A 25,692-nucleotide genomic window follows, 5' to 3' on the forward strand; every position below is an offset into this window, starting at 1 on the left:
CCTGAGATCTCCCTGACTTCTCGCCGAAAGGGTCGATGTGTAGCCGAGCTACATATAGCCTCCCTACTCATGAGCGCAACAGACCTCGCCCGGCTCCAGTTCGCGTTGACGACGTCGTTCCACTTCCTGTTCGTGCTGCTCACGCTGGGTCTGGTCACTCTGCTCGTGATCATGCAGACCAGGTTCACGATCACCGGCGTGCCCGTGCACGAGCGGATGACGCGGTTCTGGGGCCGGATCTACGTGATCAACTACGCGCTGGGGATCGTCACCGGCATCGTCATGGAGTTCCAGTTCGGGCTGAACTGGTCGGGCCTCGCCACCTACGCCGGCGACGTGTTCGGCGCGCCGCTCGCGATGGAGACGCTGATCGCGTTCTTCCTGGAGTCCACGTTCCTGGGGCTGTGGATCTTCGGCTGGGGCAGGCTGAACCGCTGGGTGCACCTGGCGTTGCTGTACCTGACCGCGTTGACAGCCTTTGCGTCCGCGTTCTGGATCATGGCGGCGAACGGGTTCCTGCAGCACCCCGTCGGCTACCGGGTCGAGGGCAACGTGTTGCGGCTGGACGACTTCTCCGCGCTGCTGACCAACCCGACGTTCACCTCCGCCCTGATGCACGTGATCTTCGCGTCGCTCACGGCCGGCGGGGTGTTCCTGACCGGCGTCTCGGCGTACCACTTCATCAAGCGCACACCGGAGACCGACTTCTTCCGGCGGTCGCTGCGGATGGGCGTGATCACCACGGCCCTCTCCACGCCGTCGCTGATCGGGGCGGGGTTCGCGCAGTTCCCGGTGATCGCCCAGTACCAGCCGGGCAAGTCGTCGGCGGTGCCGTGGATCGGGGCGCCGCTCGGGTTCATGATCATGATCGGGATGACGCTGACGATGGTCAGCTGGGTCACGCTGCCGCTGCTGATCAAGGACGCCGTGATCCGGATGCGGTTCCCCCTGTACCTCATGGTGATCGGCATTCCGCTGCCGTTCATGGCGGCGATCTTCGGGTGGATGTTCCGCGAGATCGGACGGCAACCGTGGCTGGTCTACGGGCTGTTGCGGACCGAGGACGCGGTGTCCCACGTGGACGCCTCGCAGATCCTGTTGTCGCTCATCGTGTTCACGTCCCTGTTCGTGCTGCTGGCCTGCGTCGACTGGGCGTTGATCGCACGTGCGGTCCGTCGCGGTCCGGACGTGGCGCCCGCACCCGTTTCGCCGTTGGTGGTGACGCTCTGATGGAAATGCTCTGGCTGGTCGTGCTCGGCACGCTGACCGTCGGCTACTTCGCGCTGGCCGGCTTCGACTACGGCACCGGGTTGCTGCTGCCGTTCCGCAAGAAGGACGTTGTCCTGCAGCGGATGACGCCGTTCTTCCTGGGCAACGAGGTGTGGCTGGTCGCCGCGATCGGCGTGCTGTTCGCGGCGTTCCCGCGACTCGAGGGCGAACTGCTGTCCGGCGCGCATTCGGTGTTCACGCTGGTGCTGGCCGGGCTGGTGCTGTTCATGGCGGCCGTGCAGCTGAGGTTGTGGTGGTGGCTGGTGTTCTCGGGCGCCCTGATGGTTTCCGTTGGCTGGGGGCTGTTTCTCGCACATCTGCTGCACGCACCTGTGTACGTGGCGCTGGTGATGCCGGTGCTGTTCGCCTTGCACGGCTGGGTTTTCCAGACCCGGCGGTGGAAGCTGTTCCCGTTGACCGCACTGCTCTGCGCACTGCCGATCCCGCTCGCGTTCAGCTCTGTCAGCACGAACGGCCTGATGGCGCACTCCGACACGCTCGGCCTGCTCGCGTGGGTCGCGATTCCGATCATTCCGCTGGTGGTGTTGCTGCAATGGTCGATCGTCGCCATCTCCTCGCGCTGATCCCGCTCCCGTTCCTCGTGCTGGCGCAGGCGGAGCTCCTGGCGTCGGCGCTGAGCGGCGGTTCCGGATTTCTCCTGCTGTGCCTGGTCATCGGGCTGCGGGTGCTGACGTGGTGGGTGCACCGCTCGATGGCCCACCGCGCCGCCGAACGCACCCGCGCCCGGCTGAGACAGGCCTTCCTGCGTTCGCCGGGAACCAGGGCGGGTGAGGTCGCCACGCTCGTGACTCGCGGCGTGCACGATGTGACGCCTTACGTCGTCGGCTATCTGCCGCAACAGATCCTGGCCGTGGCAGTCCCGCTGGCGGTGGTCATCCGACTGGCGTTCGCCGACCTCACGGCCGCGCTGACGATCCTGCTGACGCTGCCGTTGATCCCGATCTTCGGCGCACTGGTCGGCGCGCACACCCGTGAGCGGACGGCCCGTCAGTGGGCCGCGTTGGCCACGCTCGGCGGGCACTTCCTGGACGTGGTCAAGGGAATCGGCACGCTCCGGGCGTTCGGACGGGCCGAGGCGCAGTCCACGACCGTCCGGAAGCTGGCCGCACAGCACCTGACCGAGACGATGTCCGCGCTGCGAGTGGCGTTCCTGTCGGCGTTCGTGCTGGAACTGGTCGCCACGATGTCGGTGGCGATGGTCGCCGTGCCGGTCGGACTCAGGCTGCTCGGCGGCGGAGTGCCGCTGTTCACCGCACTGCTCGTGCTTTTCCTTGCGCCCGAGGCATTTCTGCCCCTGCGAGCGGCCGGAGCCCAGTACCACGCGAGCGCTCAGGGCCGTGAGGTGCTCGCCAAGCTCCCCACCACTGCCGACCACACCGGCGTGACCCCACCGGATCTCGCCAGCGCCGAAATCGTGTTCGACAACGTGAGCGTCCGCAGCCTCAAGGGCTTCTCGCTCACGATCAGGCCTGGTGACCGGATCGCGCTCGTCGGGCCGAGCGGCGCGGGCAAGAGCACGGTTCTGGGGCTGCTGCTGGGGTTCGTGCGGCCTGACGACGGCCGGGTGCTGGTCGGTGGCGTCGACCTGCGCGAGATCGACCGGAAAGCCTGGCTGGAAGCGCTGTCGTGGGTGCCCCAGCGACCGACGCTCGTGCCGGCGAACCTGTCGTCCGGCGAGCAGCAACGGGTCGCGCTGGCCAAGGCGCTGGACCGGCGGCAAGCCGGGTTGTTCCTGCTGGACGAACCGACCGCGCACCTCGACGCGGACACCGAAGCACTGGTGCTGCAGGCAACGCGCGACTTCACGAAGGGCCGGACCGCGGTGATCGTCGCGCACCGGCCGACGCTGCTCAGCGAGGTCGACAGGGTGGTGACGGTGTGAAACTCGCGATCCTCGTCGGAACACTCGCCGAACTGGCCGGCGTCGGTCTCACCGCGACGGCGACCTGGCTCATCATGCGCGCCGCCGAGCACCCGCCGATGCAGGCGCTGACCGTGGCGATCGTCGCGGTCCGCACGCTCGCGCTCGCCAAGGGCGCATTGCGCTACCTCGAACGCCTGACCAGCCACAAAGCCGTGCTCAGTGAGGCCGTCGACCTGCGCGGCAGGGTCTACGACGACCTGACCGGCCGTCGGCACATCCCGTCCGGCACCGCCCTCACCCGCATCGTCACGAACGTCGACCAGCACCTCGACACCAAGCTCCGCGCCACCCTGCCGTGGATCACCGCGGCCCTGGTGAGCGCCGTGGCGGCAGTCTTCTCTCTCCCGCTCGCCATCGGCCTTCTGATCAACGTCGTCCTGCTCCCCTGGCTGGCCATCCGCACGCCGCAGGACCTCACTCCGTTGCGCGCCAAGCTCACCGAAGAAACCACCGAACTGGTGCACAGCAAAGAAGAACTGATCGCCTACGGCCTGTTCGACGAGAAGGTCTGCGCCGCTGCCGAGACCGCGAAGGCGTTGTCCCGCAAGGAACGCACCCGTGACCTGACTCCACTCGCGATCGCCGTCCAGTTCGGCACGGCACTGTTCATGCTCGCCCAGAACGAGCCGGCCTGGCTGATCATGGCCGCCATCGCGACCTTCGAGATCACCATCCCGCTGGCAGCGCTGACCAGGCCCGTCCCGGAGCCGACGGACGAACCCGAACCTGCCCTCAACCAGGAAGTCCCTGCGCTGCAGGGCAGAACGGCGATCGTCGGCCCGAGCGGCATCGGCAAGACCACGCTGCTCAACGTCATCGCCCACCAGCTCGAACCCAGCAAGGGAGCCCTGGCCGACGCGCACGTCTTCCACACCACAGTTCGCACCAACGTCCTGCTGGCCAAACCCGATGCCACCCAGGAGGAACTCGACCGAGCAGCCCAGATCGCCGAGCTGGACCTCGACTGGGACCAGGTCGTCGGCGAACGCGGCGAGGAGATCTCCGGCGGTCAACGACAACGCCTGATCCTCACCAGGTCAGTGCTGGCGAACCCGGAAGTCCTGCTCATGGACGAGCCGACGGAAGGCCTCGACCCGGACCAGGCCGACCGAGTGCTGGCCAAGATCCTGGACAACTGCCAGGGCACCGCACTCGTCGTGACCCACCGCGAAGAGCAGCTAGCGCTCTTCGACCACGTGCACCATCGGGGGCCGATCAGCCACGAGCACGTCGGTCGAGTCGGGTAGCCACTCGCCGTCGACCTGCACGAACTGCGTCAGCGGCCCGGACTCCAGCGGCACCTGGCACCGGGCCAGCGCGGTCCCCATGATCTGCGAGGACATCACGCCGAGCTGCAGCAACGACCGGTTGCGGTGCTTGCGCACGCCCAGGTTCACCTGAGCCAGCGCCGACAGCCCGTACATCCGGTGCACGTCCAGCAACAGCCCGATCTCCACTCCATACCCGGCAGCGAACGGAACGGACTCCAAAAAGGACCGGGTGGCCGCGTACTCGCCGCCGAGCGGTTGCACCACACCGGAAAGCTCCGGCCGCAACGTGTTCAGCAACGGCCGCGCCACCAGTTCGGTGACCCGCCCGCCACCAGAGCTCTCCAACCGCAACGGCCGCCGGTAGAACCCCTTGACCAGGTGCACGTCAGCATCGAGGAGCAACGGCCCGAGCAACGCCGTGACGAACGCGGTCTCCGGATCCACCAGGTCGGAGTCCAGGAACACGATCACGTCGCCGGAGGTCGCCGCGAGCGACCGCCACAGCACCTCGCCCTTGCCGGGCACCGGTTCCAGCCACGGCACGACGTCCTCGCGCCGCACCACCCGTGCCCCGGCCTCAGCGGCAACGAGAACAGTCCGGTCGGTCGACCCGGAGTCCATCACCACGAGCTCGTCGACCAGCGTCCCGAGCAACGGCCGGACCACCCCGACGACGTCGCCGACGGTCTCCTCCTCGTTCAGCGCGGGCAGCACGACGGACACGGTCCGGCCGCGCTTCAACGCCACCAGTTCCTCGACCGTCCACGACGGCTGCTGCCACGTGTGCGTGGCGAACCAGGTCTCGACAGCGGGCAGCATCAGGCCAGCGCCCGCACCGCTCGGGCAGGCGGACGGGTTCCCGTCACGCTCGCAACCATCTCCACGACCTTTCTCGCCTGCCGGACGTCAGATGCACGAATGGCGCGTGCTCCGGACATCGCAGCCACCGTGGCAGCCGCGAGGGTGAAATCTTCATCCCCTGCCGGGATCGTCACGACGTCCAACGCTTCGGACAGCGCCGGCAATTCCAGCTCGCCGTCGAATTCGACGACGTCGGCACCGTCATTAATGGTCTGACCCAAAGCGTCCGCGCTGGTCAGATGCGCAACGACCAGCACGCGGTCTTTCGGCAGCTCAGTGACGCGGAATCGGTTCACGCCGCCCAGCGTAAAACAGTGACCTGGCTCACAGCCTCTTGCTACCCGCGAGTAGCAATCTGTTTACTCCCCAGTAACAACCCTGTGTGATCTACGTCATGGTCAAGGAGGACCAGCGTGCGACGATCACTTGTTTTAGTCCTGGTACTCCTCACATCCCTGCTCGGTGCTCCAGCTGCCATCGCGGCCCCTGGGCACCAGATCTCCTACAAGTCGATCTCCGGCGTCGGTGGCACCACCCTGAAGGCCTTCGTCGTCGAACCGACCGGAATCGGCAACGGTCCCTTCCCGTTGCTCGTCATGCCGTCCAGCTGGGCGGTGCCGGACATCGAGTACGTCGGCGCGGCGGCCAAGCTCGCCAAGGAGTCCGGCTACGTCGTGGTGAGCTACACCAGCCGCGGCTTCTGGGACTCCGGCGGTGAGATCGACATCGCCGGTCCGGACACCGTCGGTGACGTCAGCAAGGTCATCGACTGGGCCATCGCGAACGCTCACGCCGACGGCACGAAGGTCGGCGTCGCCGGGATCTCCTACGGCGCCGGGCAATCCCTGCTGGCAGCGGCCAACGACAAGCGCATCAAGGCCGCGGCGGCGTTGAGCACGTGGACCGACCTGGCCCGCTCGCTCTACCCGAACAGCACCGTGAACAAGCAGGCCGTCGAGGTCCTGCTCGCGGCCGGGCACGCCACCGGACGTCCCGGACCCGTCCTCAACGAGGCCGAGGACGCCTACCGCGACGGCAGGTTCTGGGAGGTCGTGCCGATCTCCGAGGGCCGTTCGGCGGCTTCGAAGATCGCGCAGATCAACGCCAACGGCACGGCCGTGATGCTCGGCAACGCCTGGAACGACGGCATCTTCGCGCCGGGCCAGGTCGCGGACTTCTACGGCAAGCTCACCGGCCCGAAGCGGCTCATGCTCTCACCGGGCGACCACGCCACCGCCGAACTGTTCGGCGCGGCCGGTCTGCCCAACGAGATCTGGGAGTCGGTCGGCCGCTGGTTCGACCGCTACGTCAAGGGCTCGGCCAACGGCGTCGACGCCGAACAACCCGTGCAGCTCAAGCCCAACAACGGCGGCACGTGGAAGAAGTTCGGCGCGTGGCCGTCCGGTGCGGGCGACACGATGCAGCTCGACGGCAAGAAGATCTACGCGGGCTGGAACACCGTCGCCGACAGCGGCACGATCCTGCTCTCCGGTGCGCTGCAAGGGTTCCTGAACATCCCGACCGGGGTGTCGCTGCCGTTCATCGACCGCAACCTCGCGGGCGTGTGGGGCGGTCCGCAGTACCCGAGCGGTGCAACGCTCGCCGGCACGCCGAAGCTCAGGCTGACGGTGACGCCGAGCGCGGAGATCACCACGTTGTTCGCGTACCTGTACGAGGTCGGGCCGCTGGGCCTGGGCGCGCTGATCACGCACAAGCCGGTGAAGGTGACCGGCGCGGGCCGCACGCAGACGCTCGACGTCGAGCTCGAGCCGACCGTGTGGAACGTCGGCGCGGGCAACCGGATCGCACTGGTGATCGACACGGTCGACCCCCGCTATCTAACGGAATCGACACGGGGATCGACCGTCACGTTCGGACCGTCGAGCTTGACGGTGCCGAAGGCGTAAGAATGTCCGGGTGGACCTCACCCGGCAGCAGGTGCTCTTCCACCGGATCCATCAGCACGAGTTGGACCGGCGGATCTCCGACGCGGCCGAGCTGGCGGTGTTCTCCCTGGGCGTCCAGGACAACACCTCCGGTTCGGCCGTGCTGAGCCTCGCCGCCCGCATCACCGATCCGTCCGTGGACGAGTTCATCGTGACCTGGTCCGTGCGCGGCGCACCCCACCTGCACCGGGCCGGTGAGCTCAAGGCGTTCGCCCGCGCGCTGTGGCCGTGGAGCGACGCCGACGCCCTGGCCCGGGCGTCACGCCCGAAGGTCGACGACATGCTGGCGTCGCTGCGGCACATCGCCACGGCCATGCGGTCCATCGTCACGAAGCCGATGAGCAAGGGCGACGTCAGCAAGGCGCTGACCCCGTTGGCACCCAAGCAGACCGTCGAGGCGTGCCGGGGTTGCCAGACCGAGCACGTCAGTGACCCGATCTTCCGGCTCGGCGCGCTGCCGGCCGGCCTGCGGATCATCCCCGAAGAGAAGACCGTGACGTTCGAACGGATCCACGGCTGGCCGGGTGTCCCGCGCAAGACCGCCGGTTTCCACGAGCTGGTGCACCGCTACCTGACCCTGCACGGCCCGGCCGGACCGTCCGAAGTGGCCAGTTACTTCGGCACGACCACCCGTGAGGTCAAGAAGCAGTGGCCCGCAGAAGGTCTCGTGGAAGTGACCGTCGAGGGCCAGAAGGCGTGGCTGCCGGAGGACGTCGAGATCGCCGACGCCGAACCGCCGGACGTGCGCCTGCTGCCGCCGACCGACCCGTACCTGCAGGCCCGCGACCGAGACCTGCTGCTCCCGGACAAGGCCGCGCAGAAGGACATCTTCCGCATCCTGGGCCGCCGGGGCGCCATCCTGGTCGACGGCGAGATCGCGGGCTCCTGGCAGGGCAGGGTGGTGTCCGGCAAGCGGTTCGAGGTGACGGCCACGCCGTACCGCCCGCTGCCGGATCTCCTGCCGGAGGCCCAGATCCTCGCTCGGGCCAAGGGACTAGACGACGCAAGCGTCAAGAGCAACTGACACGTCGTCCGTCACGACGAGCGACTTCAGCGCCGCGTGCGACACGAATCCCTTGTCCCGCAGCTCGATCAGCCACTCGACGAGTCCCTTGTAGTGGTTGTCGACGTCCAGCAGCACCACCGGCTTGGCGTGCATGCCCAGCACGTGCGACGTCCACACCTCGAAGAACTCCTCGGCGGTTCCGATGCCACCGGGCAACGTGAGGAACGCGTCCGCCTTGTCGTCCATCATCTTCTTGCGCTCGCGCATGGTGTCGACCACGTGCAGTTCCGTCGACTCCCGGTCCGCGATCTCCCTGGTGGCAAGGCCCTTGGGGATCACGCCGTAGGTGTGCGCCCCACCGGCACGAGCCTCCCGCGCCACCGCGCCCATCATCGACGTCTGCCCGCCACCCCAGACGAGGTTCCAGCCGCGGGCCGCGATCTGGCGCCCCACCTCGGCGGCGAGGTCGACGTAACTCTGCGGCACCGTGCTCAAAGACCCGCAGTACACAGCGACATACATCAGTGCGCGTCCGCCCATGCCTGGTGCGCTTCCTGAACCACGCGCACCGCGTCGTCGATGTCGTCCGTCAGGTGCAGCAGCGAGAGGTCCTTCTCGCCCACCTTGCCACCTTCGAGGACCGAGTTCTTGATCCAGTCGTACAGCCCCTGCCAGTACGACGTCCCGAACAGCACCACCGGGAACTTCGTGACCTTCTTGGTCTGCACCAGCGTCAACGCCTCGAACAGCTCGTCGAGCGTGCCGAACCCGCCCGGCAGGCAGATGAAGGCCTGCGAGTACTTGATGAACATCGTCTTGCGCACGAAGAAGTACCGGAAGTTCACACCGAGGTCGACCCACGGGTTCAGCCCCTGCTCGAACGGCAGCTCGATCCCGAGCCCGATCGAGAACCCGCCGGCCTCCGAGCACCCCCGGTTGACCGCCTCCATGGCACCGGGCCCACCACCCGTGATGGCGGCGAATCCGGCCTCGGCCAACGCCTTGCCGAGATCGCGGCCGAGCTGGTACTCGGGGTGATCACGCCCGGTCCGCGCCGACCCGAACACGGTCACCGCGCTGGGCACCTCGGCCAGCGCGCCAAAACCTTCGACGAACTCAGCTTGGATCCGCAGCACCCGCCACGGATCCGTGTGCACCCAGTCGGAGGGCCCACGGGAATCCAGCAACCGCTGGTCCGTCGTGGTCAGCTCGTCCCGGCGCCCGCGCCGCAGCACGACCGGCCCGCGCATCTTCTCCTTGGGACGCTCGTCCACCACGCCGTTCTTGTCTTCCGTCATCACTGAGATCTTAGTGATCAGGCAAGCAAAAATCGCTTAAGCACGTCGAAACAACCGGTGATCTGATGGACGGGCACGTTCTCTTCCCGCGTGTGCGCCAACGTGGGATCGCCGGGGCCGAAATTCACCGCGGGCATCCCCAGCGCCGCGAACCGCGCCACGTCCGTCCACCCGAGCTTCGCCACCGGCGTTCCCCCGGCAGCCTCGACGAGCTCCTGCGCGGCGGGAGCGTTCAACCCCGGCAGCGCACCGGCGGCGAAATCCGTGACGGTGATATCGAAGCCCTCGAACACCTCACGAAGGTGCTGCGCCGCCTGCTCCACCGACCGATCCGGCGCGAACCGGTGGTTGACCGAGAGCACGGCCTCGTCGGGCACGACGTTGCCCGCGACACCACCGCTGATCTTCACGGCCTGCAGGCCTTCGTGGTACTGGCAGCCGTCGATCTCGGGCTGGCGCGGCACGTACGCCTCCAGCCGCCGCAGCGCCTCTCCCATGCCGTGAATGGCGTTCTCACCCATCCACGCCCGCGCGGTGTGCGCCCGCTTCCCGCTGGTCCTGATCTCGATGCGCATCGTGCCCTGGCAGCCGGCCTCGACCGTCCCGTTGGACGGCTCGCACACGATCGCCAGGTCCCCCTGCAACCACTGCACGAGATCCCGCTGGATCCGCGTGAGCCCGTTGCGCTCGGCCTCGATCTCTTCGCAGTCGTAGAAAACGAACGTCAGGTCGTGTCGCGCGTTCTCGCTGAGAGCGGCGATGGCGAGCATGACGGCGTCGCCACCCTTCATGTCCACCGTCCCGCACCCGTGCAGGATCTCGCCCTCACGACGGCTGGGGAAGTTCTGGTTGATCGGCACGGTGTCCAGGTGTCCGGCGAGCACCACCCGCCGCTCCCGCCCGAGGTTCGTCCGAGCCAGCACCGCGTTCCCCGATCGGGTGATCTCCAGGTGAGGCGCGTGCAGCCGCAGCGATCGCTCCACGAGATCCGCGATCTCCGCCTCCTCCCCGGACACGCTGCGCACATCCACCAGCGCAGTGGTCAGTTCGATCGGGTCGGCGAAGAGATCAAGGGTGTCGGACACGACCCAACCCTACTCATTCGGCTTCGCCACTAGACCGTTCAGCCGATAGCGTGCGCTGCGTGATCGAACGCACACTCCTGGTCATCTCCCTGATGCTGATGGCAACGGGTTGCGGCGAAGCCCCCGCCGCGTGCGACCGGCAGTGCGCCGAGATCCGCACCCTCTTCACGGCCCCGTGCGGCTCCCAGCACAGCGGCACCCCGGCCGACTGCGCCGCCTGGGTGGCCCGAGTCAGCTCGATGACCCGCAAACTGGACAAGGCATTCCAGGGCAAACGCGTCCAGGAGGACGTGAGCGAAGTACTCCCCCGCCTGATGACGGCAGTGGGCGACTTCGAGGCCCACAAGTGCGGTGACGTGAAAGTCGACAACGTCTCCAGCACCGACGCCCGTCAATCGAAGTGCAATGAAGCGCTGATCGCCACAAGGGGCGACCTGGGTTCCCTGTACTTCTCGGCAGACGTACCGGACTAGCCCCGCTTGCGGGCACGAGCCGACGCGATGGCCTCAGGGAATCGAAATCGTGTCGACGAAGGCACAGGCGAACGGAATGCTCTCGTGCGGGACGAGTGACGCGCGCCTCAAAGTGCTGCTGCCGCAGTCCCGCCACCAGAAGGTCATCGTCCGGCCACGGGACTCGACTCTCCGCACCTGGGTGAGCTGAACTCGACGCGAACCGCCACTACCCGCGTAGCAATAGGCGTAGGGGTAGTACGGGACCGTGACGTGAACAGCACTGCCGTTCGTGCAACTCACCGGATTGACGGCGAGCGTGCCCACCGGGTCGGCGTTGGCGGTGGCGCCGAGCAGACCGGCACCCATGACAGCGGCACTCAATGTGACCGCCACACGTTTGCTGATGTTCACACCAATTCCTTTCGACGATCCAACAAGGATGTCAAAAGCAAAGCGCACGGAATGATGTGGAACATCCGGCACCGGGTGGATTTCGAAGGTAAACCCTGGAAGTAGGAACCCGGCATCGGGTGTACGCGGCAAAGCCCTCGGGGGAGCGCGAACCGGGGGACGGCCCTACGCACCCCACCTGCCCGGACTAGTCTCAACCCCTGTGAGCACCGCATACGGCATCGGCCTGGCCACAGTGACCCCGGACGGCACCGTCCTAGACACCTGGTACCCGTCCCCTGCCCTCACCGAGGCCCCGGCCGAGGTAGCGGCCGAAGTGGCGGCGGAGTCGGCAGGCCTGACCACCACCCGCCTGTCCTCCGTGGAGATCGCGGACGCCCTCGGCGAGTCCGCGGCCAAGCTCCTGGGCGAAGACCTGGAGCGCAACGTGGAGGTCGTCGGCGTCAAGGTCACCATCGACCTGACCCAGGCCCCCCGCGACACCTACGACGTCTGGCTGCGTCTCCACCTGCTGAGCCACCGGCTGATCCAGCCCCACGGCGCCAACCTGGACGGCCTCTTCGGCCTCCTGACCAACGTCGTCTGGACGAACCACGGCCCGTGCGCGGTGGACGGCTTCGAACAGACCCGCACCCGCCTGCGCACCAGGGGCCCGGTCACCGTCTACAGCATCGACAAGTTCCCGCGCATGGTCGACTACGTGGTCCCCAGCGGCGTGCGCATCGGTGACGCCGACAGGGTTCGCCTGGGCGCGCACCTCGCAGCCGGCACCACGGTCATGCACGAGGGCTTCGTCAACTTCAACGCCGGCACGCTGGGCAACTCGATGGTCGAGGGCAGGATCTCCGGCGGCGTCGTGGTCGGCGACGGCTCGGACGTCGGCGGCGGCGCCTCGATCATGGGCACGCTCTCCGGTGGCGGCAAGCAGGTCATCAGCATCGGCGAGCGCTGTCTGCTCGGCGCCAACGCGGGCCTGGGCATCTCGCTGGGCGACGACTGCGTGATCGAGGCCGGCCTCTACATCACCGCGGGCACCAAGGTCACCCTGCCGGACGGCGAGGTCGTCAAGGCCCAGACCCTGTCCGGCCAGTCCAACCTGCTCTTCATCCGGGATTCGGTGACCGGCACGGTCCTGGTCAAACCACGAAAGGGCACCGGCGTCGAACTGAACGCCGCGCTGCACGCGAACGACTGAGCAAGCCGCTTTTAGGAGAAGAATTCGGTGTCAGGGCCCGGACTGCTGAGGCAGGCTGGGCCCGTGCCGTTTTGAGCGTCGGCCGAAGGAGGTGCACGTGCTGAAGCAGCGGATCGAGCTGAACGCTCGCGCCGCGATCGAGCGTGCACTGGAGGGCGCCCAGTCCGAAGACTCCTTCGTGGAGTTCAAGACCCAGTGGCCGATCGACCACGGCAAAGCCGCCAGGCAGATCGCCGCCCTCTGCAACGCGGCCAGGGGCTCCGAGGCGATGTGGGTCGTCGGCGTCGACGAAAAAGGCAGATACGTCAAGGGCGCGCTGGCCGAGGAGCTCTCGAGTTGGTGGCCCAAGGTCGAAAGCCACTTCGACGGCGTGGCCCCCGGCCTCACCACCGTGGCGTTCGACTGGACCATGGGCCGCACTGTCGTCGTCCTGAGCCTGCAGACCGACAACGCCCCGTACGTCTTCGTCACGAAGAAGGAGCCCTACAGCAGGGAAATCCCGTGGCGCTCAGGCGAACGCACGCGATCCGCGCGCCGAGGCGAGGTTCTGGAGCTGCTGGTTCCGAAGCTCGACATGCCGGGCTGGGAGTTCGTCAGCGCCAGAGCCACGCTCAGCCAGCACTCGCCGACACTGCGGTTCGAGGGCGATCTCTACCTCGAGACGAACCAGCCGCTTTCGCTGCCACACCACCGATGTCACTCGTACGCGACGTACGGGCTCGACAGCGAGACGGTCGACCTGGCGTTCAGCTTCCGCACGAACACGCGGGACGTGCGGGCGGTCGAGCGGGTCGTCAGGGTCGCGGAACCGGCCGTGCTGCACGTCAGCGCGGACGCCGACGTGGAGCTGGACGCGTTCCAGGACCTCTGGGACCTGCACTGGCACCTGGTGCTGGGCCTCGGCCTGAGCGGTGACTCGATCAGCACGAGCGTCCGGCTCACGACGGACTCGGTGCCGCCGAACCAGTTCACGCGCAGAGTCTGGTCGGCCCTCAAACCCTGAGGCGCTCGGCGGCCGCGGCGATCCGCTCGTCGGTGGCGGTGAGCGCGATCCGCACGTGCCGGTCGCCGGCCGGTCCGTAGAACGTGCCGGGAGCGGCCAAGATGCCGCGGTCGGCCAGCCAGGAGATCGTCTCCCAGGCGTCCTCGCCGCGAGACGACCACAGGTACAGCCCCGCCTCGGAGTGCGACACCGTGAACCCGGCCGCCTCCAGGGCGGGCTTCAGCACCTCGCGCCGGGCCAGGTACCGCGAACGCTGCTCGGCAACGTGAGCATCGTCTTCGAGCGCGGCCCGCATGGCTTCCTGCACCGGACGCGGCACGATCATGCCCGCGTGCTTGCGAAGCTCCAGCAAACCTGAGATCAGCTCCAGGTCACCGGTGATGAACCCGGCCCGGTAGCCCGCCAGCGAGGACGACTTCGACAGCGAGTGCACGGCGAGAACACCGTCGAACGAGTCCACAACGGACGGATGCAGCACCGACACCGGCGAGGCGTCCCACGGCAGCGCCAGGTAGCACTCGTCCGAGGCGACCACGGCACCGACGGCACGAGCCGCGGCAACGGCGTCACGCAGCTGTTCTGCGGACAGCACGCGCCCGGTGGGGTTCGACGGCGAGTTCAGCCACACCAGCCGAGTGCCGGCCGGAGGCTTCTCGCCATCGGCCAGGCGCACCACGGAAGCACCGGCCAGCAGCGCGCCGACCTCGTACGTCGGGTACGCCACGGAAGGCACGGCCACGATGTCGCCGGGACCGACGCCGAGCAGCGTCGGCAGCCACGCCACCAGCTCCTTGGAGCCGATCGTGGGCAGCACCGCGTCCGCGGACAGCCCGACGATCCCGTAGCGGCGCTCGACGGCGGCCACGAAGGCCGCACGCAGCTCGGGCGTGCCGTGGGTGGTCGGGTAGCCGGGAATCTCAGCGACCGACGACAGAGCGGACTGGATCACCGCGGGAACCGGGTCGACGGGCGTGCCGACCGACAGGTCGACCACGCCACCGGGGTGCTTGCGCGCCTTGGCGGCGTGGTCGGCCAGGGAGTCCCACGGGAAGTCCGGCAGTGCCGGGCCCCTGCGTTGGATGATCAATGCCCCTCAGCAGCCTGCGGTGCGAGCGCCTTCACGAACTCCGGGTCGGCGGAGACCTTGCCGACCTTCGACGCGCCACCGGGCGAGCCGAGCTCGTTGAAGAAGTCGACGTTCGCCTTGGTGTAGTCCTTCCACTCGTCGGGGACGTCGTCCTCGTAGTAGATGGCTTCCACCGGGCACACGGGTTCGCACGCGCCACAGTCCACACACTCGTCGGGGTGGATGTAGAGCATCCGGTCGCCTTCGTAGATGCAGTCGACAGGGCACTCTTCGATGCAGGCCTTGTCGAGCAGGTCCACGCACGGCTGGGCGATCACATAAGTCACTGCGCTCTCCAACTTCATCGGTCACACCGCGCAAGCCGGAGAGTACGCGGCACGTTCGAGTATCACCCGGTCAGGCTTGCCTTAGCTGCACGGTGTGCCACGTCACATCACCTGCCCGGAAAATCTCTGGCCAACGGAGACAGGATGAACGTGTGCACACCGAGGATCACCTGGAATCGCTCTGCGCGCGAGCATGGCCCGCCCTGGCAGAAGTCTCGCTAGGGGACTGGTTGATGCGCGCCGCCGACGGGTTCACCGGTCGTGCCAACAGTACGCTGACCTGCGGCGACCCCGGGATGCCGATTCCTGACGCGTTGGCCGTCGCCGAGGGGTTCGCGCGCGAGCACGGCATCAAACCCACCGCACATGTGGTCAACGGCTCAAGGCACGAACGAGCGATCCGAGACGCGGGCTGGACGGTGAATCTCGATCACCCCGGTGGGGCCGAGTCACTGGTGATGACGGGCCCGCTGGAGAAGTTCGCCGACGGCGTAGCCGAAAGCCGTGATCTTCCCGGATGGTGGGAACTCGCGGCCGGATCCGAGATTTCCGCCGCCCAACGGCACGTGCTCGGCTCCAGCGACACCGTGTGCTTCGCGAGCCTCATCGAGAACGGCACGGTCGTGGCGGCCGTGCGGGGTGCCGTGGTCGAGGACCTGCTGCACGTCGCCCGTCTGGCCGTGCGGCCGTCACACCGCCGCAAGGGCCTGGCGCGGCAGTTGATGGGCGAGCTGGCGGGCTGGGGCCTGGAGCAGGGCGCCACGACGTGCGTGCTGCAGGTCGCCGAGCACAACGAGGCGGCGATCAGGCTCTATGAAGAGCTCGGCTGCACCGAGCACCACCGCTACCGCTACTGGGTTCCCGCGGTCTCGTAGAGGCCGGGCCGCTGGGCCGCGTTGCGCGCCATCACGGCCCCCACGGCCACCGCACCGGTCAGCGCGCCGGCCGCGAGCAGCAGCAGTCCGCGCCAGTCCTGCAGCAGCAGGTACGGGCTGCCGGCGGCGTGGCCGGGTTCGAGGTAGCCGAAGACCATCAGCGTCAGGAACCAGGTGATCAGCGGAAGCGCGGCGGACAGCACCCGTTCCGACAGCGACGCCGCCCACTGCACCAGCAACGGCGTGGTGACGGCCGCCAGCGCGATCACGATCGGGAACGGCCAGTCCCCCAGCTTCGGCAGCAGCGTGCCGTCGAAGCGCAGGGGCAGGAACATCGTTTCCAGCACGGCGAGCACTGCTGCCTCGACGCACAGGAGCAGCAGGAAGATCACTCGCCAGCTAGCGGTCACCCAGTCCTCCGAACAAGTCCGCGGCCGCGCCTTCCGCTGAGCCCTTCGCCAGCACGTAGAACTCCGCGCCGACCAACGGCTGCGCGATGTTGTTCGACAGCGCGTACCCGCTGTCCCACACACTGACCTGCGTCGAGTGTGCCCGCAAAGCACGACGCTTGGCCGTCAGATGATCGGACACGTCGACAACCGTTGTGATCTCTTCATCAGGCGTGACCGGCAGCTCACCGGGCTCGGGCAGCCGGAACGCCTCGGGGACGTCCCCCAGCGCGGCCACACCGGCCTCTGTCGCGTCACGAGAGGTCACCGCGTAGAAGACCCGCTCGACGTCCGAAACCTGGGCACACGCGGCAACGGTGATCTCGTGCGCGCGGATGTGGTCCGGGTGCCCGTAGCCACCGAACGCGTCGTAGCTCACGACGACCTGAGGCTTGACCTCGCGCAGGATCTCGACCAGCTGGGCGGTCTGGTCGTCAAGGGCCCCCTGGATGAACGCGCGCGGGTGCGCGTTGGACGGCACGTCGACCATGCCGGAGTCGCGCCACCGGCCGATGCCGCCGAGGAACCTGTGCTCGGTCAAGCCGAGCGCGGCGCAGGCTGATCTCAGCTCACCCACGCGGTACCCGCCCAACTGGTCGGCGGCGTCGGCGGCGAGATGGGCGAGCGGGGGCGGGATGATCTCGCCCTCTTCCCCCAGCGTGCAGGTGACGACCGTGACGTGCGCGCCGGCCGAGGCGTAGCGCGCGATGGTGCCGCCGGTCCAGAGACTCTCGTCGTCCGGGTGGGCGTGCACGAAGAGCAACCGTGGTGGGGCAGTCAGCGTCACCGGAAAAGAGTAAAGGCCGCCTTCATCAGATGATAAAGGCGGCCTTTGCTAAGCATCTCGATTGGTCAGCGAAGAGCTCACACCACCGAGCGTTCCTCCGCGAAGTGGCACGCGGACAGCGTTCCGTCCGGCCCACCCCGCAGTTCCAGCTTCGGTTCTTCGGTGGCGCAGATGTCCTGCGCCTTCCAGCACCGCGTGCGGAAGCGACAGCCCGACGGCGGATTGACGGGCGAGGGAACGTCACCCGTCAGCACGATCCGCTGACGCTGGCGTTCCTTCTTCGGATCCGGCATCGGCACCGCGGACAGCAACGCCTGCGTGTACGGGTGCATCGGCCTGCCGTAGATGTCCTCCCGCTCACCCATCTCGATGATCTTGCCGAGGTACATCACCGCGACCCGGTCCGAGATGTGCCGCACCACCGAGAGGTCGTGCGCGACGAACAGGTACGCCAGCCCGAGCCGTTCCTGCAGCTCCTCCAGCAGGTTCACGACACCGGCCTGCACCGAGACGTCCAAAGCGGACACCGGCTCGTCCAGCACCAGGAACCGCGGGTTCAGCGCCAGGGCACGGGCGATGCCGATGCGCTGCCGCTGACCACCGGAGAACTCGTGCGCGTAACGGTTGCGGTGCTCGGGGTTGAGGCCGACGAGCTCCATCAGCTCGTTGACCCGCCGCTGCACGCCACCTTCGACACCGTGGATCACCAGGGGTTCCGCGATGATGTCGTTGACCTGCCACTTGGGGTTCAGCGACGCGTACGGGTCCTGGAAGACGATCTGGATGTCCTTGCGCAACGGTCGCAGCTGCTTGGTGCTCATGGACGTGAGCTCGCGGCCGTCGAACTTCACCGAGCCCGAGGTCGGCTTGTGCAGCTGCAGGATCGCGCGCCCGGTCGTGGACTTGCCGCAGCCGGACTCGCCGACCAGACCGAGCGTCTCGCCGGGAAGCAGTGAGAACGACACCCCGGACACGGCCTGGACCGTGCCGATGTTGCGGGGGATGATTCCCTTGCCCCGCACGGGGAACTCCTTGACGAGGTCGGTGACCTCCAGCAGTGGCGCGGTCACTTCGCCTCCTCATCGGGCAGATCCGAAATCAACGAACCGTGCACGGCCGTCACCTCGAGCGACTCGTCGGGGTTGGCCGCGGCGAACACCGCCGGGTTCTCCACCGTGCCGATCTCGTCGTGCAGGAACAGCCGCTGCGGCTGCTCGATCGTCGCCAGGTGCTCCCAGCGGTGGCACCGCGACGTGTGGTTCGCCGCACCGGCCTCTTCCAGCTCCGGCTCCCACTCGTGGCACACGTCGGCGACGAGCGGGCAGCGGGGCGAGAACGAGCAGCCGCTCGGCAGGTTCACCAGCGACGGCGGCGCGCCCTTGATCGGCGTGAGCCGCTTGCCCAGGGTGGCCGGGTTCGGGACCGAGCCCAGAAGTCCGACCGTGTAAGGCATCCGCGGGCGTTCGAAGACGTCGTCGACCGGGCCGGACTCGACCACGGTGCCGCCGTACATCACCTGCACGCGGTTGACCATGCCCGCGACCACGCCGAGGTCGTGCGTGATCATGACGATCGCCGCGTCGGTCTCGGACTGGATGCGCAGCATGGTGTCGAGGATCTGCGCCTGCACCGTCACGTCGAGCGCGGTGGTCGGCTCGTCGGCGATGATCACGCTGGGATCGTTGATGATCGCCATCGCGATGACGACGCGCTGCCGCATGCCGCCGGAGAACTCGTGCGGGTACTGGGCCGCGCGCTTGTCCGGTTGCGGGATGCCGACCAGCTCGAGAGCGTCGACGGCCTTGGCCCACGCCGCCTTCTTGGAGACGTTGTGGTGCGCGCGGTAGGTCTCGGCGAGCTGCCACCCCACGGTGTAGACGGGGTTCAGCGACGTCATCGGGTCCTGGAAGATCATCGAGATGTGCTTGCTGCGGAACGGCTGCATCTGCTTGTAGCTGCGGCCGTTCAGCTCCTCACCGCGGTAGCGGATCGAGCCTTCGATGATCGCGTTCTTGGGCAGCAGGCCCATGATCGCCATGGAGGACACGGACTTGCCGGAGCCCGACTCGCCGACGATCCCCAGCACGTCGCCGGAGTTCAGGTCGAACGAGACGTCGCGCACGGCGCGGACGTCGCCGTCGTCGGTCGGGAACGTGACCGACAGGCCCCTGACCGAGAGCAGCGGTGCGGTGGTGTTGGAGGGCAGGAAGTCCTCCGACAGTTCGGAAACGGTCGTCATCAGGCACGCACCTTCGTCTGCCTCGGGTCGAACGCGTCGCGCAGGCCGTCACCGATGAAGTTGACGGCCAGGGAGAGCGACACGAGCACGATGAACGGACCCCAGAACAGCCACGGCCGGTTCAGGAACTGCCCGTAGTTCTCCAGCACGATCACGCCGAGCGAGGTGTCCGGGGGCTGGACGCCCAGTCCCAGGAACGACAGCGCGGCCTCGGTGAGCACCGCGCTCGCGATCGCCAGCGTGGCGTTGACGGTGATGCTGCCGATCATGTTCGGCACGAGGTGCTTGAAGATGATGCGCGAGGTGGAGGCGCCACAGGCTCGCGCCGCCTCGATGAACTCCCGCTGTGCCAGGGAGAGCGTCTCACCGCGGGTGATGCGGGCGATCTGCATCCACGCGAACGAGGCGAGCACCAGCGCGACGACGTACCAGCTGCCGGAGAAGCCCCTCACGACGATCGCGGCAACCGCGATCGTCGGGATGATCAGCAGCAGGTCGACGAGACGCATCAGCGCCGTGTCGACGAACCCGCGCAGATATCCCGCGAGAGCACCGAAAACGACACCGACCGCGGTTGCCAGCCCGGCCACGATCAACGCGATCTGCAGCGAGTAGCCGGTGCCGCGCATCAGCAGCGCCAGCATGTCCTTGCCGACCTGGGTGGTGCCGAGCGGGTGCGCGGCTCCCATCGGCTGGTAGGACTTGCTCGACACGTCCTCGAAGTCGTAGGTCCAGACGAACGGACCGACGAACGCGAACAGCACGAGGAAGATGAACACGCCCAGGCTCACCATCGCGAGCCGGTGACGCAGGAAGCGCCGCAGGACGAGCTGACCCTGCGTGCGGGTCTTCGCGGCGTCGAACTCGTGGGCACCGGCCTCGGGAGCGCTGCTCACCACGCCGCCCTCGGACGCCAAGTTGATGTTAGCCAAGGCGAATCCTAGGGTCGAGGATGCCGTACACGATGTCGGCGATCAGGTTGAACAGCACGATCAGGGTCGCGGTGATCGCGAGCCAGCCCATCAGCATGGGCGGGTCGAACTGCCGCACCGAACTGACCAGCAGCGTGCCCATGCCGGCCCAGCCGAACACCGTCTCGGTGATGATCGCGCCGGACAGCACCGCGCCGAAGTTCAGCGAGAACAGCGTGGCGACGGGGATGAGCGCGTTGCGGAACGCGTGCCGGAAGATCACCCGGCTCTGCGAGATGCCCTTCGCCCGCGCGGTGCGCACGAAGTCCGAGTGCAGGATCTCCAGCATGGAGGCCCGTTCGAACCGGCTGTAAGCGGCGAAGCTGATCAGCATCAGCGCGACCGTCGGCAGCAGGAACGTGCCGGTGTACTTGAAGATCACCTCGCCGAAGCTGCCGCTGAAGCCTCCCGGCCGCGGACCCGCGGTGGTGAGCCAGCGCTGCAGCCCCATCGACTCCAGGACGTTGTTGAACTGGATGCCGTAGTTCTTCACGATGACCGCGACGCAGAACAGCGGCATCGAGAACATCAGGAACGCGGTGCTGGTGGCGAGGTAGTCGAAGATCGAGTACTGGCGCACGGCGGCGAGCACGCCGACCGACACACCCAGTGTGAGAGCGAGGAGTTCGGCACCGATGACAAGGCGTCCGGTGGTCCACAGCGCCTCGGTGACGGCCGGGAACACAGCGGTCTTGGCCTGGCCGAGCGCGATGCTCTGGCCCCAGTCTCCGGACAGGAAGTCCATGAGCCAGTTCCAGTAGCGGACGACGACGGGCTTGTCCAAGCCCAGGGAGATCTCGGCGGCCTTGATGTCGGCTTCGGTGACGCCGGGCCGGAATCGCATCTCCGCCAAGGGGTTTCCGGCGGAGGCGACGAGGACGTAACAGGCGAAGCTGCCGATCAGCAGGATGGGTATGGAGATCAGCAGGCGCCGGATGATGTAGCGGATCACGGGCGGGCTCCTAGGGGGCAACCCGGCTCGGGCGGGGCCGGACTCGTGGTCCGGCCCCGCCCGGTCAGGCGTTGCGCACTTCAGCTGCGACGGTTACTTGGTCTGCCACTCGTTGGCGTCCCACAGCGCTCCGTAGAAGCTCTGGAAGTAGACGCGGTCGAGCCCCTTGAAGGCCCACATGTTCGGCATCTGGAACAGCGGCAGCGAGAGGTAGCCACCGGCCAGCGCCTCGTCGGCCTCGCTGAAGTACTTCAGCGAGTCGGAGATCGACGTCTGCGAAACAGCGGACTTCAGGGCCGTGTCGGCCTTCGGCACGCTCCAGTTGGACCAGTTCTGGCCACCACCGGTCTCGTAGATCGACTTCTTGCCGCTCTTGAACGGCAGCGAGGACCACGCGAACAGCGCGACCTGGTAGTCACCCTTGGAGACGCGGTCGTCGAGGAAGTTGGCGTCGGTGTCGTCCTTGACCTCGATGCCGGCTTCCTTGCACTGACCCTGGATCAGCTCGACGGTCTGCTTGCGGCGCGGGATGTCGGTGTGGCTGATCTTGAAGGAGGCACGCACGCCGTCCTTCGCGAACACACCGTCGGCACCCTGCGTCCAGCCGGCGTCGGACAGGATCTTCTTGGCCGAGGCCGGGTCGCCCTTGGCCTTCTCGCCGTAGACGTCCTTGTAGCCCTCGTCCTTCGGGAAGAAGATCAGGCTGCCCAGCGGCTTGGCGTCGGACTGGACCTCGGTGATGAGCTTGTCGATGATGTCCTGGCGCTTGACGCACATGAAGAAGGCCTTGCGGATCTCCTCCTTGGACATCACCGGGTCCTTCATCTGCAGGTCCAGGTGCTCGAACGACAGGCCGGGGCCCGATCCGAACGTGATGCCCTGCGCGCTGAGGCTCTTGAGCTTCGTGGCCGCGTTCGCGTCCGGCTGGGCCATGGAGTTGACGGCGACCTCACCGTTCTCCAACGCCTGCGCCTGCGCGATCGGGTCCGGGATCGCCTTCAGGACGATCTTCTCGGGACCACCGGGCTTGCCGACCCACTTGGGGTTGCGCTCCAGCGTCACCGACTGGTTCGGCTCGAAGCCGGTCATGGTGTACGGGCCCGCGGACGGCATGAGGTCCTTGGTGAAGCCGTTCCACTTCTCGTTCCAGAAGTCCGCGACCTTCGTCAGCTGGTCGGCGGGGCTGGACGCGGTGATCTTGGTGATGTCCGCGACGCCGGTCTGCTTCTCGAGGATGTGCGCCGGGAGAACGTCGCTGTTGAAGAGGCTCTCGTAGTCCGGGTACGGGTCCTTGAAGGTGCCGACGAACGTCTGGTCGTCCTTGCACTCACCGGTCATCAGGTCGGTACCGGTCGTGCTGGCGGCCTTGAAGTACTTGGTGCCGTCGGGCTTCTTCGCGACGTCGGCCTGCGTCAGCCACGCCAGGTAGAAGTCGTCGCAGTCCCAGGCCTCGCCGTCGGACCAGGTGACGCCCTTCTTGAGCTTCCAGGTCACGATCTGCGGAGACTTCGAGGTGACCTCGATCGACTCCATGACGTCCTTGTTCAGGATGACCTTGTTGTTGCCGTTCGTGACGTGCGCACCAGGCTGGACGAGCACCAACGCGAACGTGTTGTAGGACTGGTTGGCGTCCTCGGTCGCGTTGTTGTACGAGGTGAACGGCTTGTCGGTCGACACGACGACCTGGCCGCTCTGCTTCGTCTCCGGCGCGGTGTAGCCGTCCGCGGACTCACCGCGTGCGGTCGCCATCTCCGCGACGGTGGAATCGCCACCATCGGAATTGTTGGTTCCGCCGCCACCACCGCAGGCACCCAGCACGAGAGACGCGCTGGCAACCAGCGCGATCGCCGGAACTGCTTTGGTTCTCCTCATCGACACGTGCCCTCCTAGCACTGGGCGGCCGTGGCCAGGTCGGCATGCACGCCCATAACCGTGATGTGCCATACGCGCCCCGAACCGGCACATCGTGGGCAGCACGGTAAGAACCCGCTGAGGTGGCGGTCACTACCTGACAGGGTGATCGTGACCCAATGGAAACAGGTTGTTGCACGCCGCAATGGCCCGATTACCGGGCGCCAGCGTTCGTTGACCGGGCGAGTGAAATTCTGTCAACGACGGCGGCCGAACGTAGCAACGAGAAAAGCACTCCGCAATAGAAATTCCACTCGCCGGCTACTTGTCGAGCCTGCGCCATTCGGGTGCGCCGCTCAGCACGCCGGCGAGCGGAGCGCCGGTGTCGACCCCGGACACCGTCGGAAGCACACCAAGAAGATCAACTACCTGGAACAACGGCAACGCCACGGCCTGAGCCTGGATCTGCGGCTCGATCCTCTGCAGGGCGTCGCTGAGGAGAACCTTGCCGTTGAGCGCGGCGTCGATGTCGGTCTGGATGGCCGGGTCGCAGAAGCCCGCCGGGTTCTGCGGGCTCGGCGTGGCCCCGTCCGGCGCGTCGCCGGCGCACCCGTACGCGCTCGCGAGCCCCGCCGCCGAGTCACCGGCGTCGACGCGCGGCACGACCGCGATGTCGATGTCCTTCTCGGTCAGCTGCTTGCTGAAGAGGTCCTCGGCGTTGGGCGTGACGACCTCGGAGTCGATCCCGCGCTCGGCCAGCTGCGCCTTGATCCGGTTCGCGAGGCCGGCGTACGGCTCGACCTTCTCCGGCGCGGCGATCTTCAGCTTGAGCGGCTTGCCGGCCTTCTCCCAGACGCCCTGCGCGTTCCTGGCGTACCCGGCCTCGGTGAGCTGCTGGTCGCTCGCGGCCGCGTTGAGCGTGTTGCCCTGGATAGTCGCCTGGTAGCCGGCGCGGCTGGGCGGGATCACGTAGGAGTCGGCCCGGTACTGGACGCTCGGCCCGCTCTGGGTGCCGGACGCGATGAGCGCGTCGCGATCGAGCGCGGCGATGACGGCCTTGCGGGTCTTGAGGTCACTCAGCTGCGGAGTCACCGGCCGGAGCAGCACCTCGGCGACCTCGTTGCGCGGCACGGGTTTCGTCGTCAGATTTTGGATCGCCTTGAGCGTGTTGACGTCGGCCGCGTCCGCCCGCAGGAGCGCTGCCTGATTGTCGCCTTTGGACAGTGACTCGGCCATTGCGCTGTGCGTGGCACGGCGAATCACCACTCGGTCCAAAGTGGTCGGTACCTCCCAGTACCGGTCACTGCGCTCCAGCACCACTTCTCCGCGCGGCTCGTCGAGACTGCGCATCTGGAACGGTCCCGCGGTGGCCGGGAAGTTGGTGCTCAGGACGTTCGACCACGTGCCGGGCGCGTCCTTGAGGAGGTGGGCCGGGAGGAGGTTCGCGAAGAGGGACCGCCAGCCGGGGAACGGCTTGCCGAACGCGACCTCTACTACCTTGCCGCCCTCTCGCGCCGTGATGTTGTTGACGAGCCGGTAGCCCGCGGGGTCTACGACACCGGGCTCCGAACGCATGCGCTGCCAGAGGTAGTAGAAGTCCTCGGCGGCGATCGGGGCGCTGTCCGACCAGCTCGCGTCCTTGCGGATCGTGTAGGTGACCGTGAACGGCTCGGCCTTGGTGACCTTGGCGCTGACCATGAGGTTGCGGTCCAGCTGCGGGGCGCCGTCGGGGCCTGGGCGGAACGGGCTCGGCAGCAGGAGGCTGCTCAGGGCTGTGGTGATCGGGCTTTGAGCCGCTAGGGCGTGGGGGTTGTAGCCGCCTGCTACGTCGTCGACGCCGACCACTATCTCGGTGACCTTGGGGCCCGTGGTGGTGATGACCGGGGCTTCGCTCTTGGGGACCAGGGGTGGGGGTGGCGTGTTCGTGCACGCGGCGGTTACTGCCGCTATGCCGCACAGGGCGGTAGCGGCCAGCACTCCCCCGAGTCGCCTCATGGTCCTCACATTGCCAGAAGGGTGGTGGTGGCGGTTGGGCAACCCTGGTTTTGTCACCCGTGCCACTTGGGGGACGTGCCTGGGTGGTGGTGGGTTGCTTGCACGGTGGTAGTACGGCTCACCTGGGTGGGTGGTTCGGGGGGTCATGTTCCGTACGCGAGTTGCGTTGGTGGTTGCGTTGCTTTGGGCGAGTCGCGTTTAGGGCGCGGGGCTCTGCCCCGGACCCCGCCAATCTGATCAAAGACCAGCCAGCGCCGCTTGCGGGTTGATGGCACGCCTGTTGCGTTCGGCGGCTGCCAGTTGCGTAGGTGGTGCGGTCCGGGTGGGGTCCCGTCCCAAGCCGAGCCGGAGCGAGCCACACCAGGATCGGGGTGTCAACTCGACGAAAAGCGTGTCGAGTTGACACCCCGATCCT

Annotated in this window: 26 protein-coding genes; 10 read left to right on the forward strand and 16 right to left on the reverse strand. The window is 67.4% G+C overall.

Features of this window, described 5'->3' with window-relative positions; translation table 11 throughout:
- Positions 1–69 precede the first annotated feature (69 nt).
- From ABZ345_RS30985 to ABZ345_RS31000, 4 genes are read left to right on the forward strand one after another with little or no spacing between them, the layout of a single operon-like run.
- Positions 70–1,230, forward strand: a complete 1,161-nt coding sequence (locus tag ABZ345_RS30985) for a cytochrome ubiquinol oxidase subunit I (protein ID WP_359856366.1) — start codon at positions 70–72, stop codon at positions 1,228–1,230.
- Positions 1,230–1,853 (forward strand): cytochrome d ubiquinol oxidase subunit II, encoded by a 624-nt coding sequence (locus tag ABZ345_RS30990; RefSeq protein ID WP_359856369.1) that lies wholly within the window; start codon positions 1,230–1,232, stop codon positions 1,851–1,853. Before ABZ345_RS30985 ends, ABZ345_RS30990 begins: the two co-directional genes overlap by 1 nt.
- Positions 1,823–3,172, forward strand: coding sequence for an ATP-binding cassette domain-containing protein (locus tag ABZ345_RS30995; RefSeq protein ID WP_359856372.1), 1,350 nt, complete (start codon positions 1,823–1,825; stop codon positions 3,170–3,172). The genes ABZ345_RS30990 and ABZ345_RS30995 overlap by 31 nt, the downstream gene beginning before the upstream one ends.
- Positions 3,169–4,461 carry an ATP-binding cassette domain-containing protein gene (locus ABZ345_RS31000; RefSeq protein WP_359856375.1) on the forward strand — a complete coding sequence of 431 codons (1,293 nt, stop codon included), beginning with the start codon at positions 3,169–3,171 and terminating at the stop codon, positions 4,459–4,461. The genes ABZ345_RS30995 and ABZ345_RS31000 overlap by 4 nt, the downstream gene beginning before the upstream one ends.
- Here ABZ345_RS31000 and ABZ345_RS31005 read toward each other — a convergent pair.
- A complete protein-coding gene (locus ABZ345_RS31005) occupies positions 4,393–5,304 on the reverse strand; it encodes a glucosyl-3-phosphoglycerate synthase (RefSeq protein WP_359856377.1) in 912 nt (303 codons plus the stop codon). The two genes, ABZ345_RS31000 and ABZ345_RS31005, sit on opposite strands and share 69 nt — an antisense overlap.
- Positions 5,304–5,642 carry a hypothetical protein gene (locus tag ABZ345_RS31010; protein ID WP_359856380.1) on the reverse strand — a complete coding sequence of 113 codons (339 nt, stop codon included), beginning with the start codon at positions 5,640–5,642 and terminating at the stop codon, positions 5,304–5,306. Before ABZ345_RS31010 ends, ABZ345_RS31005 begins: the two co-directional genes overlap by 1 nt.
- 117 nt (positions 5,643–5,759) lie before the next feature.
- Between ABZ345_RS31010 and ABZ345_RS31015 the strand changes: the two genes are divergently transcribed.
- Both ABZ345_RS31015 and ABZ345_RS31020 read left to right on the forward strand, forming a co-directional pair.
- Positions 5,760–7,253, forward strand: coding sequence for a CocE/NonD family hydrolase (locus tag ABZ345_RS31015; protein ID WP_359856382.1), 1,494 nt, complete (start codon positions 5,760–5,762; stop codon positions 7,251–7,253).
- 10 nt (positions 7,254–7,263) lie between these two features.
- Positions 7,264–8,316 (forward strand): winged helix DNA-binding domain-containing protein, encoded by a 1,053-nt coding sequence (locus ABZ345_RS31020; protein WP_359856385.1) that lies wholly within the window; start codon positions 7,264–7,266, stop codon positions 8,314–8,316.
- Here the strand turns inward: ABZ345_RS31020 and ABZ345_RS31025 are convergent.
- Genes ABZ345_RS31025 through dapE form a run of 3 tightly spaced genes read right to left on the reverse strand, consistent with a single transcriptional unit; the run spans position 8,287 to position 10,681 of the window.
- Positions 8,287–8,820 (reverse strand): TIGR00730 family Rossman fold protein, encoded by a 534-nt coding sequence (locus tag ABZ345_RS31025; protein ID WP_359856388.1) that lies wholly within the window; start codon positions 8,818–8,820, stop codon positions 8,287–8,289. The two genes, ABZ345_RS31020 and ABZ345_RS31025, sit on opposite strands and share 30 nt — an antisense overlap.
- Positions 8,820–9,596, reverse strand: coding sequence for a TIGR00730 family Rossman fold protein (locus ABZ345_RS31030; RefSeq protein WP_359856391.1), 777 nt, complete (start codon positions 9,594–9,596; stop codon positions 8,820–8,822). Before ABZ345_RS31030 ends, ABZ345_RS31025 begins: the two co-directional genes overlap by 1 nt.
- 17 nt (positions 9,597–9,613) lie before the next feature.
- Entirely contained in the window at positions 9,614–10,681 is a 1,068-nt protein-coding gene (gene dapE / locus ABZ345_RS31035; protein ID WP_359856394.1) for a succinyl-diaminopimelate desuccinylase, read from the reverse strand.
- Between the two features lie 59 nt (positions 10,682–10,740).
- On the opposite strand from dapE, the gene ABZ345_RS31040 reads away from it, so the two are divergent.
- Positions 10,741–11,154: a hypothetical protein gene (locus ABZ345_RS31040; protein ID WP_359856397.1), complete on the forward strand. Its 414-nt coding sequence runs from the start codon at positions 10,741–10,743 to the stop codon at positions 11,152–11,154.
- Between the two features lie 33 nt (positions 11,155–11,187).
- Here ABZ345_RS31040 and ABZ345_RS31045 read toward each other — a convergent pair whose 3' ends face one another.
- Positions 11,188–11,619 (reverse strand): hypothetical protein, encoded by a 432-nt coding sequence (locus ABZ345_RS31045; protein ID WP_359856399.1) that lies wholly within the window; start codon positions 11,617–11,619, stop codon positions 11,188–11,190.
- 106 nt (positions 11,620–11,725) lie between these two features.
- Between ABZ345_RS31045 and dapD the strand changes: the two genes are divergently transcribed.
- Positions 11,726–12,742, forward strand: a complete 1,017-nt coding sequence (gene dapD, locus ABZ345_RS31050; protein ID WP_359856435.1) for a 2,3,4,5-tetrahydropyridine-2,6-dicarboxylate N-succinyltransferase — start codon at positions 11,726–11,728, stop codon at positions 12,740–12,742.
- A gap of 97 nt (positions 12,743–12,839) precedes the next feature.
- Positions 12,840–13,745: a hypothetical protein gene (locus ABZ345_RS31055; protein WP_359856400.1), complete on the forward strand. Its 906-nt coding sequence runs from the start codon at positions 12,840–12,842 to the stop codon at positions 13,743–13,745.
- Here ABZ345_RS31055 and dapC read toward each other — a convergent pair.
- Entirely contained in the window at positions 13,735–14,832 is a 1,098-nt protein-coding gene (gene dapC / locus ABZ345_RS31060; RefSeq protein WP_359856403.1) for a succinyldiaminopimelate transaminase, read from the reverse strand. The two genes, ABZ345_RS31055 and dapC, sit on opposite strands and share 11 nt — an antisense overlap.
- On the reverse strand, positions 14,829–15,158 hold the full coding sequence (gene fdxA / locus ABZ345_RS31065) for a ferredoxin (RefSeq protein ID WP_218130387.1): 330 nt from the start codon (positions 15,156–15,158) through the stop codon (positions 14,829–14,831). The genes dapC and fdxA overlap by 4 nt, the downstream gene beginning before the upstream one ends.
- A 233-nt stretch (positions 15,159–15,391) precedes the next feature.
- Between fdxA and ABZ345_RS31070 the strand changes: the two genes are divergently transcribed.
- Positions 15,392–16,033, forward strand: a complete 642-nt coding sequence (locus tag ABZ345_RS31070; RefSeq protein WP_359856406.1) for a GNAT family N-acetyltransferase — start codon at positions 15,392–15,394, stop codon at positions 16,031–16,033.
- On the opposite strand, the gene ABZ345_RS31075 is transcribed toward ABZ345_RS31070, so the two are convergent.
- From ABZ345_RS31075 to ABZ345_RS31110, 8 genes are all read right to left on the reverse strand, one after another.
- Positions 16,009–16,443, reverse strand: coding sequence for a hypothetical protein (locus tag ABZ345_RS31075; RefSeq protein ID WP_359856409.1), 435 nt, complete (start codon positions 16,441–16,443; stop codon positions 16,009–16,011). The two genes, ABZ345_RS31070 and ABZ345_RS31075, sit on opposite strands and share 25 nt — an antisense overlap.
- A complete protein-coding gene (gene mshB / locus ABZ345_RS31080; RefSeq protein WP_359856412.1) occupies positions 16,433–17,269 on the reverse strand; it encodes an N-acetyl-1-D-myo-inositol-2-amino-2-deoxy-alpha-D-glucopyranoside deacetylase in 837 nt (278 codons plus the stop codon). The genes ABZ345_RS31075 and mshB overlap by 11 nt, the downstream gene beginning before the upstream one ends.
- Before the next feature lie 77 nt (positions 17,270–17,346).
- On the reverse strand, positions 17,347–18,339 hold the full coding sequence (locus ABZ345_RS31085) for a dipeptide ABC transporter ATP-binding protein (RefSeq protein WP_359856414.1): 993 nt from the start codon (positions 18,337–18,339) through the stop codon (positions 17,347–17,349).
- Positions 18,336–19,508 carry an ABC transporter ATP-binding protein gene (locus tag ABZ345_RS31090; RefSeq protein WP_359856416.1) on the reverse strand — a complete coding sequence of 391 codons (1,173 nt, stop codon included), beginning with the start codon at positions 19,506–19,508 and terminating at the stop codon, positions 18,336–18,338. Before ABZ345_RS31090 ends, ABZ345_RS31085 begins: the two co-directional genes overlap by 4 nt.
- The gene (locus ABZ345_RS31095) at positions 19,508–20,407 is read right to left on the reverse strand and encodes an ABC transporter permease (protein ID WP_359856438.1); all 900 of its coding nucleotides are present in this window, start codon (positions 20,405–20,407) and stop codon (positions 19,508–19,510) included. The genes ABZ345_RS31090 and ABZ345_RS31095 overlap by 1 nt, the downstream gene beginning before the upstream one ends.
- Before the next feature lie 25 nt (positions 20,408–20,432).
- Entirely contained in the window at positions 20,433–21,431 is a 999-nt protein-coding gene (locus ABZ345_RS31100; protein WP_359856419.1) for an ABC transporter permease, read from the reverse strand.
- Between the two features lie 93 nt (positions 21,432–21,524).
- Positions 21,525–23,303, reverse strand: a complete 1,779-nt coding sequence (locus ABZ345_RS31105) for an ABC transporter family substrate-binding protein (RefSeq protein ID WP_359856422.1) — start codon at positions 23,301–23,303, stop codon at positions 21,525–21,527.
- 300 nt (positions 23,304–23,603) lie between these two features.
- Positions 23,604–25,277 (reverse strand): ABC transporter family substrate-binding protein, encoded by a 1,674-nt coding sequence (locus ABZ345_RS31110; RefSeq protein WP_359856424.1) that lies wholly within the window; start codon positions 25,275–25,277, stop codon positions 23,604–23,606.
- Between the last annotated feature and the right edge of the window lie 415 nt (positions 25,278–25,692).

It is taken from the genome of Lentzea sp. NPDC005914, assembly GCF_040629405.1.
In the GTDB taxonomy this organism is placed as follows: domain Bacteria; phylum Actinomycetota; class Actinomycetes; order Mycobacteriales; family Pseudonocardiaceae; genus Lentzea.

Excerpts from the sequence above, each read along its gene's own strand:
- ABZ345_RS30985 (WP_359856366.1), top strand. The coding sequence starts at position 70 with ATGAGCGCAACAGACCTCGCCCGGCTCCAGTTCGCGTTGACGACGTCG.
- ABZ345_RS30990 (WP_359856369.1), top strand. The coding sequence starts at position 1,230 with ATGGAAATGCTCTGGCTGGTCGTGCTCGGCACGCTGACCGTCGGCTAC.
- ABZ345_RS30995 (WP_359856372.1), top strand. The coding sequence starts at position 1,823 with ATGGTCGATCGTCGCCATCTCCTCGCGCTGATCCCGCTCCCGTTCCTC.
- ABZ345_RS31005 (WP_359856377.1), bottom strand. The coding sequence starts at position 5,304 with ATGCTGCCCGCTGTCGAGACCTGGTTCGCCACGCACACGTGGCAGCAG.
- ABZ345_RS31025 (WP_359856388.1), bottom strand. The coding sequence starts at position 8,820 with ATGTATGTCGCTGTGTACTGCGGGTCTTTGAGCACGGTGCCGCAGAGT.
- ABZ345_RS31030 (WP_359856391.1), bottom strand. The coding sequence starts at position 9,596 with ATGACGGAAGACAAGAACGGCGTGGTGGACGAGCGTCCCAAGGAGAAG.
- ABZ345_RS31070 (WP_359856406.1), top strand. The coding sequence starts at position 15,392 with ATGCGCGCCGCCGACGGGTTCACCGGTCGTGCCAACAGTACGCTGACC.
- ABZ345_RS31090 (WP_359856416.1), bottom strand. The coding sequence starts at position 19,508 with ATGACGACCGTTTCCGAACTGTCGGAGGACTTCCTGCCCTCCAACACC.
- ABZ345_RS31105 (WP_359856422.1), bottom strand. The coding sequence starts at position 23,303 with ATGAGGAGAACCAAAGCAGTTCCGGCGATCGCGCTGGTTGCCAGCGCG.
- ABZ345_RS31110 (WP_359856424.1), bottom strand. The coding sequence starts at position 25,277 with ATGAGGCGACTCGGGGGAGTGCTGGCCGCTACCGCCCTGTGCGGCATA.